This is a genomic window from Methylobacterium organophilum, assembly GCF_022179465.1.
GTDB lineage: Bacteria > Pseudomonadota > Alphaproteobacteria > Rhizobiales > Beijerinckiaceae > Methylobacterium > Methylobacterium organophilum.
The window spans coordinates 76,481-92,287 of sequence record NZ_BPQV01000016.1 but is presented as its reverse complement, the minus strand read 5'-3'; the positions used below and the strand labels follow the sequence as shown (position 1 = coordinate 92,287).

The 15,807-nt window shown below is 73.0% G+C and carries 15 protein-coding genes; 9 read left to right on the top strand and 6 right to left on the bottom strand.

The window, feature by feature from the left end; genetic code table 11:
- Together ilvD and MFF21_RS22025 are read right to left on the bottom strand one after the other, a co-directional pair.
- Positions 1-1,839: a dihydroxy-acid dehydratase gene (gene ilvD, locus MFF21_RS22030; protein ID WP_238314309.1), complete on the bottom strand. Its 1,839-nt coding sequence runs from the start codon at positions 1,837-1,839 to the stop codon at positions 1-3.
- A gap of 113 nt (positions 1,840-1,952) precedes the next feature.
- The gene (locus MFF21_RS22025; protein ID WP_238314148.1) at positions 1,953-4,133 is read right to left on the bottom strand and encodes a S9 family peptidase; all 2,181 of its coding nucleotides are present in this window, start codon (positions 4,131-4,133) and stop codon (positions 1,953-1,955) included.
- Between the two features lie 404 nt (positions 4,134-4,537).
- Here MFF21_RS22025 and MFF21_RS22020 point away from each other — a divergent pair, with 404 nt between their 5' ends.
- The 3 genes from MFF21_RS22020 (at position 4,538) to MFF21_RS22010 (ending at position 6,292) form a co-directional block, all read left to right on the top strand.
- Entirely contained in the window at positions 4,538-4,975 is a 438-nt protein-coding gene (locus tag MFF21_RS22020; protein ID WP_238314146.1) for a Ros/MucR family transcriptional regulator, read from the top strand.
- Between the two features lie 133 nt (positions 4,976-5,108).
- A complete protein-coding gene (locus MFF21_RS22015; protein ID WP_238314144.1) occupies positions 5,109-5,303 on the top strand; it encodes a hypothetical protein in 195 nt (64 codons plus the stop codon).
- A 137-nt stretch (positions 5,304-5,440) separates the two neighbouring features.
- A complete protein-coding gene (locus MFF21_RS22010; RefSeq protein ID WP_238314143.1) occupies positions 5,441-6,292 on the top strand; it encodes a DUF6456 domain-containing protein in 852 nt (283 codons plus the stop codon).
- Positions 6,293-6,388: 96 nt separating this feature from the next.
- Here MFF21_RS22010 and MFF21_RS22005 read toward each other — a convergent pair whose 3' ends face one another.
- Both MFF21_RS22005 and MFF21_RS22000 read right to left on the bottom strand, forming a co-directional pair.
- Positions 6,389-6,820 (bottom strand): SufE family protein, encoded by a 432-nt coding sequence (locus MFF21_RS22005; RefSeq protein ID WP_238314142.1) that lies wholly within the window; start codon positions 6,818-6,820, stop codon positions 6,389-6,391.
- 84 nt (positions 6,821-6,904) lie between these two features.
- The gene (locus MFF21_RS22000) at positions 6,905-7,936 is read right to left on the bottom strand and encodes a sensor histidine kinase (protein ID WP_238314141.1); all 1,032 of its coding nucleotides are present in this window, start codon (positions 7,934-7,936) and stop codon (positions 6,905-6,907) included.
- A 299-nt stretch (positions 7,937-8,235) separates the two neighbouring features.
- Between MFF21_RS22000 and MFF21_RS21995 the strand changes: the two genes are divergently transcribed.
- From MFF21_RS21995 to MFF21_RS21975, 5 genes are all read left to right on the top strand, one after another.
- Positions 8,236-8,937 (top strand): hypothetical protein, encoded by a 702-nt coding sequence (locus MFF21_RS21995; RefSeq protein WP_238314140.1) that lies wholly within the window; start codon positions 8,236-8,238, stop codon positions 8,935-8,937.
- Positions 8,918-10,183 carry a DNA-packaging protein gene (locus MFF21_RS21990; protein WP_238314306.1) on the top strand — a complete coding sequence of 422 codons (1,266 nt, stop codon included), beginning with the start codon at positions 8,918-8,920 and terminating at the stop codon, positions 10,181-10,183. Before MFF21_RS21995 ends, MFF21_RS21990 begins: the two co-directional genes overlap by 20 nt.
- A 199-nt stretch (positions 10,184-10,382) precedes the next feature.
- Positions 10,383-11,540: a phage portal protein gene (locus MFF21_RS21985; protein ID WP_238314139.1), complete on the top strand. Its 1,158-nt coding sequence runs from the start codon at positions 10,383-10,385 to the stop codon at positions 11,538-11,540.
- 32 nt (positions 11,541-11,572) lie between these two features.
- Positions 11,573-12,100 (top strand): HK97 family phage prohead protease, encoded by a 528-nt coding sequence (locus MFF21_RS21980; protein ID WP_238314138.1) that lies wholly within the window; start codon positions 11,573-11,575, stop codon positions 12,098-12,100.
- Between the two features lie 7 nt (positions 12,101-12,107).
- Positions 12,108-13,376, top strand: a complete 1,269-nt coding sequence (locus tag MFF21_RS21975) for a phage major capsid protein (protein WP_238314137.1) — start codon at positions 12,108-12,110, stop codon at positions 13,374-13,376.
- A gap of 28 nt (positions 13,377-13,404) precedes the next feature.
- Here the strand turns inward: MFF21_RS21975 and MFF21_RS21970 are convergent, their stop codons facing one another.
- Together MFF21_RS21970 and MFF21_RS21965 are read right to left on the bottom strand one after the other, a co-directional pair.
- Entirely contained in the window at positions 13,405-14,229 is an 825-nt protein-coding gene (locus MFF21_RS21970) for a S1 family peptidase (protein WP_238314136.1), read from the bottom strand.
- 187 nt (positions 14,230-14,416) lie between these two features.
- Positions 14,417-15,178 carry a trypsin-like serine protease gene (locus MFF21_RS21965; protein ID WP_238314135.1) on the bottom strand — a complete coding sequence of 254 codons (762 nt, stop codon included), beginning with the start codon at positions 15,176-15,178 and terminating at the stop codon, positions 14,417-14,419.
- Between the two features lie 42 nt (positions 15,179-15,220).
- Between MFF21_RS21965 and MFF21_RS21960 the strand changes: the two genes are divergently transcribed.
- Entirely contained in the window at positions 15,221-15,802 is a 582-nt protein-coding gene (locus MFF21_RS21960) for a head-tail connector protein (protein ID WP_238314128.1), read from the top strand.
- Positions 15,803-15,807 lie beyond the last annotated feature (5 nt).

Genomic DNA, 15,807 nt, shown 5'->3' with positions numbered 1-15,807 from the left:
TCAGCCCTCCGGCAGGGCGCGGACGGCGCCCTTGGCGGCGCTGGTGGCGAGCATGGCGTAGGCGCGCAACGCGGTGCTGACCTTGCGCTTGCGCGGGGCGGCCGGCTGCCAGCCCGCCGCGTCCCGGGCGGCGCGGCGCTCGGCGAGCACCGCCTCGTCCACGGCGAGGTGGATGCGCCGGTTCGGGATGTCGATCTCGATCCGGTCGCCCTGCTCGACGAGGCCGATCAGGCCGCCCTCCGCCGCCTCCGGCGAGACGTGGCCGATGGAGAGCCCCGACGAGCCGCCGGAGAAGCGCCCGTCCGTGACGAGGGCGCAGGCTTTGCCGAGCCCCTTCGATTTCAGATAGCTCGTCGGATAGAGCATCTCCTGCATGCCCGGGCCGCCGCGGGGGCCCTCGTAGCGGATCAGCACGACCTCGCCGGCCTTGACCCGGCCGTTGAGGATGCCGTCCACCGCCGCGTCCTGGCTCTCGAAGACATGGGCCGTGCCGGTGAAGGTGAGGATCGAGGCGTCGACGCCCGCGGTCTTCACGATGCAGCCGTCCTCGGCGAGGTTGCCGTAGAGCACGGCGAGGCCACCATCCTTGGAATAGGCGTGGGCGGCGTCGCGGATGACGCCGGCGGCGCGGTCGGTGTCGAGCTCGTCCCAGCGCGACTCCTGGCTGAAGGCGACCTGGGTCGGCACGCCGCCGGGCGCGGCGCGGTAGAAGGTCTGGACGGCCTCGCTCCGGCTCAGGGTCACGTCCCAGCGGTCCAGCGCCGCGCCGAGCGTGCCGGAGCCGACATTGCCGACCGAGCGGTCGATCAGGCCGGCGCGGTCGAGCTCGCCGAGGATGCCCATGATGCCGCCGGCCCGGTGCACGTCCTCCATGTGGATGTCGGCCACCGCCGGGGCGACCTTGCAGAGCACCGGCACCCGGCGCGAGAGCCGGTCGATATCGGCCATGGTGAAGTTCACCCCGGCCTCGTGCGCGGCGGCGAGCAGGTGCAGCACCGTGTTGGTGGAGCCGCCCATGGCGATGTCGAGGGTCATCGCGTTCTCGAAGGCGGCCATGGTGGCGATGGCCCGCGGCAGCACGCTGGCATCGTCCTGCTCGTAATGGCGGCGGGCGAGATCGACGATCAGGTGGCCCGCCTCGACGAAGAGGCGCTTGCGGTCGGCATGGGTCGCCAGCACCGAGCCGTTGCCGGGCAGGGACAGGCCGAGGGCCTCGGTGAGGCAATTCATGGAATTGGCGGTGAACATGCCCGAGCAGGAGCCGCAGGTCGGGCAGGCGGAGCGCTCGATGACGGCCACGTCCTCGTCCGAGATCCGGTCGTCGGCCGCGGCCACCATGGCGTCGACGAGGTCGAACTTGCGGGTGACGCCCTTCATCACGACCTTGCCGGCCTCCATCGGGCCGCCGGAGACGAAGACCGCCGGGATGTTGAGGCGGAGCGCCGCCATCAGCATGCCGGGGGTGATCTTGTCGCAGTTCGAGATGCAGACCATGGCGTCGGCGCAATGCGCGTTGACCATGTACTCGACGGAATCCGCGATCAGCTCGCGGGAGGGCAGCGAGTAGAGCATGCCGTCATGGCCCATCGCGATGCCGTCATCGACCGCGATGGTGTTGAACTCCTTGGCGACGCCGCCGGCCTGCTCGATCTCGCGGGCGACGAGCTGGCCGAGATCCTTCAGATGGACATGGCCCGGCACGAACTGCGTGAACGAGTTCACCACCGCGATGATCGGCTTGCCGAAATCGGAATCCTTCATGCCCGTGGCGCGCCACAGGCCGCGGGCGCCGGCCATGTTGCGGCCGTGGGTGGTGGTGCGGGAGCGATAGGCGGGCATGGCGTGGCGGGTCTTTTTGGAAGGGGTCGGCTTCGAGAGGCGCCGCTGCGCCCCCTCTCTCACGAACCGGCCCTCCGTTTCAACGAAGGGCCGGCCCGCGATGGCCGCAGGGGTCAGGCGGAGGCGGGGTCGGAGGCCGATTGGGCGGCCATGAGGGCGAAGGCGTAGATCAGGCCGACCTCCTCCAGGCGGTCGAAGCGCCCGGCGGCGCCGCCGTGGCCCGCCTCCATGTTGATCCGGAGGAGGACCGGGCCGCCCCCGGTCATGGTGGCGCGCAGCCGGGCGACCCACTTGGCCGGTTCCCAGTAGGTCACGCGGGGATCGGTGAGGCCGCCCAGCGCCAGGATCGCCGGGTAGGCCTTGGCCGCCACGTTGTCGTAGGGCGAGTAGGACAGGATGGTCCGGAAGGCCGCCTCGCTCTCGGCCGGATTGCCCCATTCCGGCCATTCCGGCGGGGTGAGCGGCAGGTCGGCGTCGAGCATGGTGTTGAGCACGTCGACGAAGGGCACGTCGGCCACGATGCCGGCGAACAGCTCGGGGGCGAGGTTGGCCACGGCGCCCATCAGCATGCCGCCGGCGCTGCCGCCATGGGCGACGATGCGCTTCCGCGACGTGTAGCCGGCCTCGATCAGGGCGCGGGCGCAGGCCACGAAATCGGTGAAGGTGTTGGGCTTCTTCTCGCGCTTGCCGTCGAGATACCAGCCCCAGCCCTTCTCCGTGCCGCCGCGGACATGGGCGATGGCGTAGACGAAGCCGCGATCGACCAGGGAGAGCGGGTTGGTGCGGAAGGCGGCCGACATCGACGCGCCGTAGGAGCCGTAGCCGTAGAGCAGGAGCGGCGCCGAGCCGTCGAGGGGCGTGTCGCGCCGGTGCAGCAGGGAGATCGGCACCTGCGCCCCGTCCGGCGCGGTGGCGAAGAGGCGCCGGGTGACGTAGGCGCCGGCCTCGTGGCCGCTCGGCACGACCTGGCGCTTGCGCAGGTGCCGGCCGCGGGTGACGCAATCGTAGTCGTAGGTCTCCGACGGCGTCGTCATCGAGGAATAGGTGAAGCGGATGCGCGCCGTCTCGAACTCGTAGCCGGTGGAGAGGCCGAGGGAATAGGCCTCCTCGGGGAAGGCGACCGTGTGCTCCTCGCCCTTCAGGTCCCGCACCACGATGCGCGGCAGGGCGTTCTCCTGCTCCAGCCGCACGAGGTGATTGCCGAGCACGTGCAGGTGACCGATCAACACGCCCGGCCGGTGGGGCACGGCATCGCGCCAGTTCTCGCGGGCGGTCTGCGCGAGCGGGCAGGTGACGATCTTGAAGTCCTCGGCCCCGTCGGCGTTGGTGAGCAGGACGAGATACTCGCCCCAATGCTCGACGGAGTACATCAGCCGCTCCTCGCGGGGGGCGACGCAGGTCAGCGGGCCCTCGGGCGCGGCGCGCTCCAGGAGATACACCTCCGACGTCTCGTGGTCGCTCGCCATCACCGTGAGGAAGCGGCCGGACTGCGTCTTGCCGATATGGACGAAGAAGCCGGGATCGGCCTCCTCGTAGACCACCGCATCCTCGGATTGGGGCGTGCCGACCCGGTGGCGCATCACCCGGGCCGGGCGGTGGTTCTCGTCGAGGGCCACGTAGAAGAACACCGACCCGTCCGTGGACCACACCGCCTGACCGGCGGTCTCCTCGACCCGGTCGGGCAGGTCCTCGCCGGTGGCGAGGTCGCGGATGCGGATCGTGTGCAGCTCGGAGCCCTTGGTGTCGGCGCCCCAGGCCAGGAAGGCGTGGTCGTCGGAATGCGTCGTCCCGGCGATCTCGAAGAAGGGAAGCCCCTCGCCGAGCTTGTCGCCGTCGAGCAGGATCACCTCGCCCTCCTCCGGGCCGCCCTCGGCGGCGGTCTCGGCGCCCTGGCCGGGCAGCACGACCACCGTGCGCGGCCGGCGGCAGATCAGCGGATGCTGCCCGCCCTCCCGGTGCCGGACGTAATAGGCGTAGGGCCCGTCCGGCTCGGGCACGCTGGCATCGTCCTCGCGGATGCGCCCGCGCATCTCGGCCACCAGCGCCTTGCGCAGTGCCGCGGCCTGCCCCAGCGCCGCTTCGGCATAGGCGTTCTCCGCCTCGAGATAGGCGCGGATATCCGCGTCCAGGGCGGCCGGGTCCTTGAGCACGTCCCGCCAGTTCGCCGCCTTCAGCCAGGCATAGTCGTCCGCGACCTCGCATCCGTGGAGATGGAAGGGACGGGGCCTCGCCTCCGCGACCGGCGCCTGCGGAGGCAGGGCGAAGGGCGGGATCGTGGGCGGGGTGTCGGTCATGGCTCTCGCTCCATGGGCATCGCTTCGGGCATCGTTTCCGGGAGTTCGCCTCCCTGCCGGGCCGGAGCCGGCATGTGTCTCGCCTGCGGCTTCGACACAAGTGGCGCCCGCCGCAAGAGCATCTGCAACCGCTTCAGGAGGCTCAACGCAAGTGCGGAAACCCACCACGTCGGTCGGATGAAGTCCTCTTCACGTATCCGTGCATGCCAGCCCTGTCTTGCGACCTGAAACCCGATGGCCTAAGTCAGTAACGTGGCAGAGGGGGATGCCACATCTATCGGAGAATTTGCAGTCGGGCCGGCGATGCGATGGGTTTCCTCGCTGGGGCGGTTGCCGTCTTGTGCCGTCATGGGCCGGACGCGCAGCCTCGCGGCCTGCTGCGTGCCAAGGGGATGATGCCAATCATGCAAGAAAACGAGAAAGCGGTGGACCTGATCGAACTCGCGGCCGACATCGTCTCGGCCTTCGTCACCCGGAACCCGGTTCCACCCACCGAGCTTCCTCAGCTCCTGAAGCGGGTCCACGCCGTTCTCACGCAGATCGCCACCGGCGCGGTCGAGGAGAAGCCGGTCGAGGCCGCGCCGCAGCAGCCCGCCGTGCCGATCAAGAAGTCGGTGATGCCCGACTACATCGTCTGCCTGGAGGACGGCCGCACCTTCAAGTCGCTCAAGCGGCACCTGCGCGCCAAGTACGACCTCTCCCCCGAGCAGTACCGGGCGAAGTGGGGCCTCTCCCCCGACTACCCGATGGTCGCGCCGAACTACGCCAAGGCCCGCTCCGACCTCGCCAAGGCGATCGGCCTGGGCCAGACCCGCAACGGCAGCTACGACGAAGCCGCCTGACCGTCGGCAAGCGTCGCGCCATCGACCTCGAAACCCCGGCCGGGCCTCTGTCCCGGCCGGGGTTTTCACATGGAACGCCCTTATCAACAGGAAAGATCGGGAACGCGGTGCATCCTCGCCGATTGTTCCGGCGATGGACGACGATCCCTCCGAGCAGCTCGGCAAGACGAATGCCCTCCTTGCCGAATGGGCCGCCCGCAAGGCGACCGAGAGCGAGACGCTGATCGAGCGTTTCGAGCGCATGGGCTACGCCGTGCGCGGCAAGTCCGAGGAAGAGATCGAAGAGGCTCTGAGGCACCCGCCGACGAAGCCGGCCGCGCGCGAATAGCGCCCCCCAGCCCCGTGCGCCCTCGACCGATCAGGCGTCAAGTCTTGAATTAGGATTATTTTCTGATAGCTCTCGCTCCCTGGGGACGCCCGTCCCCGAATTGCGGATCGCGTTTGGAACATATCATGAACATTGCGATGACAAAGCGGTCTGACGGCCGCCGGGAGCAAGATGGGGGAACGGGCCGCCCGCTGGGGCGCGAGGCAGCGCGCCTGCTCGCGGCCCTCGGCGAGGACGAAGCCTACGCCTTCCCCGATCCGGTCGAGAGCGGGCGGATCTGCGTGCGGCGCGCGCGCGGCGGCATCTCCCTGGGCGGCGGCCGCTTCAGCCGTGCCGCGGTCGAGCGCCTGCGAGCGGCCGATCTCGTCGAGGGCGGCGGTCCGGGGGACCGCCTGCGGATCAGCCCGGCGGGACGCGCCCGCCTGCGGCGCGCCGAGGCGCCGGAGGGCGAGGCCTTCCGGGCGCAGCACCTCACCCTTGTGGCGGAGACGCCCCCCGAGGGCGGCGCCGTAAGGCTGCGCGACGCGGCGGAGAGCCCCCTGGCGTGGATGGCCCGGCGGCGCGGGCGGGGCGGGATTCCCCTGATCGACGCCGCCGCCTTCGAGGCGGGGGAGCGCCTGCGCCGCGACCTCACCGCGGCGCAGATGCTGCCGAGCCTCGGCCAGACCTGGGATACGCTGCGGGTCGATGGCGGCGGCCCGCGCGATCCGGCCGCGGGCTCGGACCGGGTCGTGGCGGCGCGCCAGCGTACCGACCGGGCCCTGCGCGCCGTCGGCGCCGACCTGTCGGGCCTGCTGATCGACCTGTGCGGCTTCCTGAAGGGGCTGGAGCAGATCGAGAGCGAGCGCGACTGGCCGGCCCGCTCGGCCAAGGTCGTGGTCCGCATCGCCCTGCGGCGGCTCGCCGAGCATTACGGCCTCGCGCCGGAGGCGACCGGCCCGGAGCGCGCCCGCGCGCGCCACTGGCGCGCGGCCGACGCCTCCGCCTGAGCCGGTTCAGGGGGAAACACCGCCGTCCCTTCCCCGCCCCGGGGAAGGGCGCCCCCTCGGCCGGGGCGTGATCCGGCCCCGGGCCGGACCCGATCGTCAGGCGGCCTCGGCGGCGAAGCGCCGCGCATCCCGCTGGATGCGCTCGACCATGGACCGGACGCCGTTCGAGCGCTTGGAGGTGATGTGCGCGCCGAAATCGAGCTGCTTGAGCAGATCGAACCCGTCCGTCGTCACGGCCTGCTCGGGGCTCTTGCCGCGGTAGAGCGCCACCATGAGCGCAACGAATCCCTTCACGATCTGGGAATCGCTGTCCCCCTGGAGAGCGAGCTGCGGCCCGGCACCGGCGCGATCGAGGGAGACGTCGAGCCAGACCTGGCTCTCGCAGCCATGGACGCGGTTCGTTTCGGAATGCAGCGCCTCGGGCAGGGGCGGCAGCGCCTTCCCGAGCTCGATCACGTATTCGTACCGATCCATCGCGTCGTCGATGAAGGCGAAATTCTCGATGATGGTCTCGATGGGAGGCAGCATGCGGGGTCCGGCCGGTCTTCGCGAGGCCCCCATATAGTCGGTGATGCCGCCGTGGACGAGACCGGCCCGCAGGGGGAGCCCAGGTCAGGCCCTCCCCTGCGTCCGGGGTTCGGGCAGCTGGAGCAGTAGGGGATCGGCCTTGGTGGCCTCGCCCCGCACGGCGATCTCCGCCTGGGCGGCATAGGCCGCGATGAGGCGCGGCCCGAGCTTGGGCACGCCCGGCCGCGCGATCGCCGTCGTCTCGCCGGACACGATCGCGAGCTGCACCGGGGCACCGGGGGGGGCCTCCAGGGTGATGGCGATGGTGCAGGCCACCGTCTCCGCCGTGGCGTCGAGGCATTCGGCCACGATCTCCGCCACGATCATGCCGAGGGCGTTGGCGATGCGCGGCTCGACGATGCTCGTGCCCCGCCCCTCGACCGTCACGCCGATGCGCCCGGCCCGCCGCAGCTGCCCGAGCCCGGAGGCGAGGCGGTGGAGATAGTCCTTGAGGTCGATGGAGGCGATGTGGGGCGCCTCGTGCAGGTGCTGCTGCACGAGGGCGATCGCCCGGACCCGCTGGCCGAGGGCATCGAAGCTGCCGCGGCAGGGCTCCGGCGCGGCCCGGCCGTAGAGGCCGATCAGGCTCACCATCACCTGCAGATTGTTGCGCACGCGGTGATAGATCTCCGCGAGCAGCGTCTCCTTCTCGGCGAGCGCCGCCTCGGCATGCTCCTCGGCATGCTTGCGGTCGGTGATGTCGAAGCAGGAGCCGATATAGCCGGCGAAGGCGCCGTCCTCGACCAGGGGCCGGGCGGTGTCGAGCAGCCAGCGATAGGCCCCGTCATGCCGGCGCAGGCGGAATTCCACGGTAAAGGGCTTCCGCGCGGCGAAGGCCTCGTCCACCAGGGCCGCGTGCCGGGCGAAGTCGTCCGGATGCAGCCCCTGGCGCCAGCCCTGCCCGAGCTCCTCCTCCAGGCTCCGCCCGGTGAATTCGAGCCAGCACTCGTTGTGATGGATCGCCTGACCGGCCGCGTCGCAGCGCCACATCATGAGCGGGACGAAATCCGCGAATCGCCGGAAGTCGTCGCGGATCCCGCCGCCCTCCCGCTCCTCGCCCGTTGCCGCCCCGACCATACGCGACCCGCCCAGCTTCACGGCCCGCCTGAACCACACCGGGCACCCGGCGGTCAACGTGTCGAGGGTAGCGCCGTTCCGGCCGGGGAAACCGGGATCGCATCGGCCTAGGGCGCTGCGGATATGGGGCATTTCGCCGGCGACGGGCCGGGCGCGGCGCCAGCAAGGCGAGCGGCCCGCCGTTCGGCGGAGAGAATATCGGACATTTTTCCTATTATAGGAATTTATGATTGACAGCGTGACGCTCCTCGGCTAGGGTGATCCCACGCTCAAGAAGTGTGACGAGACGGCGGGGGGTGATGCGGATTCCGAGCCCTTACAGCGCCGAGACGCGCCAGGCCGTCGAGGCGATGCTGCGCGACACCGCCCTGACCCTGGTGGAGATCGGCCGGCGCACCGGCGTGTCGCCCAAGACGGTCAGCACCTGGAACAGTGCCGGCGGCTGGCGCAAGCCGAAGGTCGCCGGCCGCGGCGCGCTGAGCCCGGCCAACTGGCCCGAGAGCCGGCTGCAGGCGGTAGCCCGGCTCTATTACGAGCCGCGGGTCGACCCGAAGGACCTCGCCGAGGCGATGGGGGTGCGGCCGAGCTCCGCCCAGAACCTGTTCCGCGCCTGCGGCCTGCCCCCGCGCCGGCCCGCCCTGCGGGCGCCGCCGCCGGCCGTCGCGCCCCTCGGGGAGGAGGCGCCCGATGCGCGGGCGCTCAACCGGGCCCTGCGGGCGCATGTCGCCCGGCAGATCGCCGCCTTCGACGCCGCCCTGCACGGGCAGGGCGCGGCGGTGATCGATTCCGCCCGGGTGCTGCGGGATCTCGGCGGCCTGAAGCGGCTGCTCGACGCGCTCGACGCCGACGAACGGGCCGGAGGCCCTCGGGACACGGGAGACGGGGCGGATGGGGGATCTGACACCGATCTCACCGCCCTCCGCGACGACCTCGCGCGACGCCTTGCGGCGGTTCTCGCGGACGGGGCGGCTGGGGGCCTTCCTGGCGAGCCTGCCGCCTGAGGCGGTGCGGGCCCTGGCGCAGGACTGGCTCTTCCTCGCCCGGGACGATCAATTGCCGCCGGAGGGCGACTGGACCACCTGGGCGGTGATCGGCGGGCGCGGGGCGGGCAAGACCCGCACCGGGGCCGAATGGGTGCGGGCGCTGGCTCTGGGCGACCCCGCCTTCACGCCCGCGCCGGTGGGGCGCATCGCCCTGGTCGGCGAGACCTTCGCCGATGTCCGCGACGTGATGATCGACGGCCCCTCCGGCCTGCTCGCCCTGCCCCGGCGGGGCGCGGCCCGGCCCGACTGGATGCCCTCGCGGCGCCGGCTGACCTTCGCCAACGGCGCCGTGGCCCTCGCCTTCTCGGCGGAGGAGCCGGATTCCCTGCGCGGACCCCAGTTCGGCGCCGCCTGGGCCGACGAGGCCGCCAAGTGGCGCCATGCGGAGGCCACCTGGGACATGATCCAGTTCGGCCTGCGCCTCGGGGCGCGGCCCCGGGGCCTCGTGACCACCACCCCGCGGCCGGTGCCGCTGATCCGCCGGCTGCTCGCCGACCCGCGCGTCGCGGTGAGCCGGGCGCGCACCGCCGACAACGCCATGAACCTGGCGCCGGGCTTCCTCGACACGATCGTCGGCCGCTATGCCGGCACCCGGCTCGGGCGGCAGGAGCTCGACGGCGTGCTGATCGACGACCGGCCGGATGCGCTCTGGTCGCGGGCGCTGATCGAGGCCGGCCGCGTCGCCCGGGCCCCGGCGCTGATGCGCATCGCGGTGGCCCTCGACCCGCCGGCCAGCTCCGGGGCGGGGGCGGATGCCTGCGGCCTCGTCGCCGCGGGCCTCGCCGAGGACGGCATCGCCTACGTGCTCGCCGATGCCAGCCTCGACCGGGCGCGCCCGGAGGCCTGGGCCGGGGCCGCCTTGGCCCTCTACCACCGGCTCGCGGCCGATGCCCTGGTGGTGGAGGTGAACCAGGGCGGCGAGATGGTCGCCGCCGTGCTCGCCCAGATCGACGCCGCCGTGCCGGTGGTGCCGGTGCGGGCGAGCCGCGGAAAGTACCTGCGGGCCGAGCCGGTCGCCCTGCTCTACGCCCGGGGCCGGGTGCGCCATGTCGGCGCCTTCCCGGCCCTGGAGGACGAACTCTGCGATTTCGGCCCCGGCGGCCTCTCCACCGGCGCCTCCCCCGACCGGCTCGACGCCCTGGTCTGGGCGCTGACCCACCTGATGCTGACGCCGCCCGCCGCGCCGCAGGTGCGGCGGCTATAGGCGTGCTTCCGGACGATGGACGCGATGGCCGCCCCTCTCCTCGCCCTGGGCGAGGGGAACCGCGCGAAGCGGGGTGGAGTGGGCCGCGGGCGCGAGGCCGGAAGCCACGGCCCCCTCCGTCCGCTTCGCGGCCACCTCCCCCGAGTGGGGGAGGAAAGGTGCGTCCGCCTCGACCGAACCTCCACCCGCGGAGCCCCCGATGCCCAACATTCTCGCGCGGCTCGTCCGGGCCGCGGGCTTTTCCGCGCCCGCCGTGAAGGGGGCGAGCCTCGCCCTCTACGGCGACGCCCCCGCCGTCTGGATGACGCGGGATGTCGGCGCCTTCGCCCGGGAGGGCTACCAGCGCAACGCCATCGCCCACCGGGCCGTGCGCCTCGTCGCGGAATCCGCCGCGAGCCTGCCCCTCACCCTGGAGGGCGGCGAGGCGGGACATCCGCTCCTCGCCCTGCTCGCCCGGCCGAACCCGCGGGAGGGCGGCCCCGGCTTCCTGGAGGGCGTCTACGGGCACTTGATGATCGCCGGGAACGCCTATCTCGAAGCGGTCTTCCTCGACGGCGCCCCCCGCGCCCTCTACGCCCTGCGCCCCGACCGGATGCGGGTGATCGCCGGGCCGGACGGCTGGCCCACCGCCTACGAATATTCCGCCGGGGGACGGCCCGTCCGCTACGAGCAGGCGGGGCCGGTGCCGCCGATCCTGCACCTGAAGACCTTCAATCCCCTCGACGACCATTACGGCCTCTCACCGGTGGAGGCGGCCGCCGTCGCCCTCGACATCCACAACGCGGCCGGCGCCTGGCACAAGGCGCTGCTCGACAACGCGGCGCGCCCCTCCGGCGCCCTGGTCTTCGCCCCCGCCTCCGGGGCCTCGCTGAGCGACGCGCAGTTCAGCCGGCTCAAGGGGGAACTGGAGGCGAGCTACCAGGGCGCGGCCAATGCCGGCCGGCCCCTGCTCCTCGATGGCGGTCTCGACTGGAAGCCGCTGGCACTCTCGCCCAAGGAAATGGATTTCGTGGAGGCCAAGGCCTCCGCCGCCCGGGAGATCGCCCTCGCCTTCGGCGTGCCGCCCCTGCTCCTCGGCCTGCCGGGGGACAACACCCACGCCAATTACGCCGAGGCCAACCGCGCCTTCTACCGCCAGACGGTGATCCCCCTGGTGCGCCGCACCGCCGCCGCCCTCGCCGGCTGGCTGGAGCCGGCCTTCGGCCCCGCCGCCCTGGTGCCCGATCTCGACGGCATCGAGGCGCTGGCCGCCGAGCGCGAATCCCTCTGGCGCCGCCTCCAGGGCGCGGATTTCCTCAGCCCGGACGAGAAGCGCGAGGCTTTGGGCTACCCGCCGGCCGGCACGCCCGCCGCCTGACCACCCCCTTCCTCCCAGCGCCGAGGTTTTCGATGGATGGCCATTTCACCGGCTATGCCAGCCTGTTCGGCGTGCCCGATCTCGGGCGCGACACGGTGATGCCGGGCGCCTTCGCGGACAGCCTCGCCCGGCGGGGCCCGGCGGGCGTGCGCATGCTCTGGCAGCACGACGCGGCCGAGCCCATCGGCGCCTGGCTGGCCCTGCGCGAGGACGGCAGGGGCCTGCGGGTCGAGGGGCGGCTGAACCTCGCCGTGCAGCGGGCCCGCGAACTCGACGCGCTCCTGCGCGAAGGAGCGCTGGACGGGCTCTCCATCGGCTTCCGGACCGTGCGCGCGGCGCCGTCCCGCGGCGGCCGCCGGCTCCTGGCCGTCGATCTCTGGGAGATCTCCCTGGTCAGCTTCCCCCTGCAGCCGGGGGCGCGGATCGCCACCCGCTCCGCCAAGGCCGCCCCGACCATCGACCTCGCCGCGCGGCTGCGCCGCTGCGCCGGCCGCCTGCATCCGCCGCCCGGCCCCCCGGGCCGGATCTCGCCCCGCTCCGCCACGCCCTCCCACCTCTGAGGCCCTCATGACCGGACAGATCCCCTTCGCGATCGAAACCAAGTCCCTCGAGAACAAGGCGGCGCTCGGCGGCGTCGACAGCGCCCTGGACGAGCTCGGCCGCGCCTTCGAGGCTTTCAAGGAGGCCAACGACGCCCGGCTCGGGCAGATCGAGACCCGGCTCTCCGCCGACGTGGTGACGGAGGAGAAGCTCGCCCGCATCGACGCGGCCCTCGACCAGGCCAAGAACCGGCTCGACCGGATCAGCCTCGACCGTGCCCGCCCGCCCCTGGCCGACCCGGAGGGGACCCGCCGGGTGGCCGGCGCCAGCGAGCACAAGGCGGCCTTCGACCTCTACATGCGGGCCGGCGAGAGCGCCGGCCTGAAGCGGCTGGAGGAGAAGGCGCTCTCGGCCGGCTCCGGGCCGGATGGCGGCTACCTCGTGCCGAGCATGGTCGAGCGCGAGGTGCTGCGCCGGCTGGCCACGATCTCGCCGATCCGCGCCATCGCCTCCGTGCGGGTGATCTCCGGCGGCCAGTACAAGCGGGCCTTCTCGGCGACCGGGCCGGCCGCGGGCTGGGTGGCCGAGACCGCCCCACGCCCCCAGACCGACAGCCCGCCCCTGACCGAGCTGAACTTCCCGGCCATGGAGCTCTACGCCATGCCGGCGGCGACCCAGACGCTGCTCGACGACGCGGTGGTCGACATCGACGCCTGGCTGGCCGAGGAGATCGAGACGGTCTTCGCCGAGCAGGAGAGCGTCGCCTTCGTCACCGGCAGCGGCAGCGGCCGGCCCAAGGGCTTCCTCGCCTACGACACCGTGGCCAACAGCGCCTGGGTGCCGGGCAAGCTCGGCTTCGTCGCCACCGGCGCCAACGGCGCCTTCCCGGCGAGCAACCCCTCCGACGTGCTGTTCGACCTCGTCTACGCCCTGCGGGCGGGTTTCCGGCAGGGGGCGAGCTTCGTGATGAACCGGCGGGTGCAGAGCACGATCCGCAAGTTCAAGGACGCGGACGGCAACTACCTGTGGCAGCCGCCGCTGGCCGCCGACCGGGCCGCGACCCTGATGGGCTTCCCCGTGGCCGAGGCCGAGGCGATGCCCGACCTCGCGACGGGCAGCCTCTCGGTCGCCTTCGGCGATTTCCGGCGGGGCTATCTCGTGGTGGACCGCACGGGGCTGCGCACCCTGCGCGACCCCTATTCCGCCAAGCCCTACGTGCTGTTCTACACCACCAAGCGGGTCGGCGGCGGCGTGCAGGACTTCGACGCGATCAAGCTGTTGAAGTTCACCGCGTGAGCGCGGCGCGAGCGGAAGCCGGGGCGCGTCAGCGCCGCCCCGGCCGGGCCATCCATTCCGAGCGGGCGCTGGCGGCGGGCATCGCCTCCAGCTCCGCCGCCCGGGACGAGATCCAACCGGCATGCTCGGCGGTGGGGGTCACCGCGGTGAAGCCGCCGCAGGCGGTGCGGGCGCGCCGGTCCTGGCGCATGGCGCCGCTCGACCAGCTCACCACGCCGACCATCTGGCCGCCGCGCAGGATCGGGCCGCCGGAATCGCCGAGGCAGGCGCCGGCCCCGGCCGTCTCCGCCATGCGGCGGGCATCGGTGACCACGGTGACCCGGTTGGCGACCTGAAGAGAGCCGATCGAGACGAGATGGGCGGTGCGCAGCGTCCGCGCCGTGCCGCGGCGGTTCTCCGCCACCACGCCGAAGCCGGCGATGTCCACGGAATCGCCGGTGCCGATGGCGCCGCCGCGGGGATCGAGGGGGCGGAAGCCCGGGCCGACCGGCTGGGCGAGCTTCAGAAGCGCGAGATCGATGCCCGGCTGGTCCTCCGGCGTGGTGCCGGAGACGAAATCGGGATGCATCGCCGCGGCGACCGCGCGAATGCGGCGCTGGCGGAAGGAGGGATCCACCACCACGACGTTGTAGCCGGCCTCGTGCATCACGCAGTGGGCGGCGGTGAGCACCACGTCCTGGGAGATGAGGGTGCCGGAGCAGATCTCGCCCTGGGTGGATTCGACGCGCACCACCGAGGCGCGCAGGCCGCCGGGATCGCGCTCGACCTGCCCCTGCACCACCGCCTGCGCCGAGAGCGGCACGAGGGCCAGCAGCGCGCCGAGCGCGAGCCTGCGGACGGGGATCGAAACCATGCTGCCTCTCCCGCGCCCAAGCGCGCTCCGATTCGATTCAGCGTATCCGAACCCAATTCGGCGGCCAAGCTGAGGTTCCCCGTGCCGGACCGGGCCGAAGCCGGATCCGTGCCATCAGGCACGGCGCGCGGGCCGTCCGCCCTCGGGCGAAACCCCGCGGAAGCAGGGGGAGACCCGCTCGCCGCCCTCAGGGCCCGCGCCAGGACGCCCCGGCGCCCCAGGGGCGAAGCGTTGCGTCGATCCAGCCGCGCTGCGGGCCGAGCAGGATGCCCTGGGTGAGGCCGCCGCAGGCATCCTTCACCCAGGCGGCGAGCGCCACCACGGCGCCTCCCTGCACGATCGGGCCGCCGGAATCGCCGTTGCAGCCCCCGGCGCGGGGCGCCTTGAGCCAGAGCAGGATGCGGCTCGGCCCGTAGGGTTCGACCACCGGCAGCGTGGCGATGCGGAAGCGGCCCAGGCTCTTGCGGTCGCGGTCCCGGGCCGCGCCGTAGCCGCCGAGTTCGAGGGGGGTGCCCGCCCCCGGCACGTCCTGCGCCAGCGTCGCCGGCCGGAAGCGGGCGGGCAGCGCTGCGGGCAGGCGCAGCAGGGCGAGGTCGATCGAGCGGGTGCGCCCGCGGATCGCGTCCGCGTCGTAGCCCGGATGCACCAGGCGGGCCGAGGGCTCGATCAGCACCGGCTGCCCCGCCTCGTCGCGGAAATGGACCCGGTTCTGCGCCGCCCCGGCGACGCAATGGCCCGCGGTGAGCACCGCGTCGGGGGCCACCACCACGCCGGTGCACACGCCCCCGGACGAGGTCAGCACCATCACCGCGGCGCGGGCGAGATCCGTGTCCGCCGCCTCCCGGCCACCGACGATCGCGCCGGCCGGCCCCGGGGCGCAGGCCAGGGCCCCGACGAGGCCGAGGCGGGCCGCGATCCGGCGCGGGCCGGCGGGACGGGAAGCGGCCATCGGAAGCGGTCCCGGCGAGACGAGAGGAACGGGAGGGATGCCTTGACCCCGATACGCGTCGACAGCAGCGCCGTCGAGCCGGTGAGCCTGTCCGAGATGCGCGGCCATCTGCGCCTCGATCCCGACGACACGGACGAGGACGACCTCCTCGCCCGCCTGATCACCGCCGCCCGCCAGGCGGTGGAGGCCGAGAGCCGGCGCCTGCTGGTTCAGGGACGCTGGCGGATCACCCTGACAGCCTGGCCGGCCTGCGGCGTGGTGCCGGTGCCCCTGAGCCCGCTCACGGGCATCGCGAGCGCGCAGCGGGTCGATGCCGCCGGCACCGCGACGCCCCTGCCCGCCGGCCTCCTGCGGCTTGGGCCGGATCCCTGGGAGGCGCCCTGCCTCCTCCTGACCGGAGAGCGGCCTCCGCTCGGCGACGGCGCGGCCCTGATCGAGCTGAGCGCCGGCTGCGGCGGGGCGGGGCCGCAGCCGGGGCCACCGGTGCCCGCGCCCCTGCTCCAGGCCCTGCGCCTCGCCGTGGCCGACGCCTTCGAGAACCGCGGCGACGGCCCCGGCCGCCGCACCGCCCTGCCCGAGACCGCCCTGGCGCTGATCGCGCCCCATCGCCGGCTCCGGCTCTGACCCGC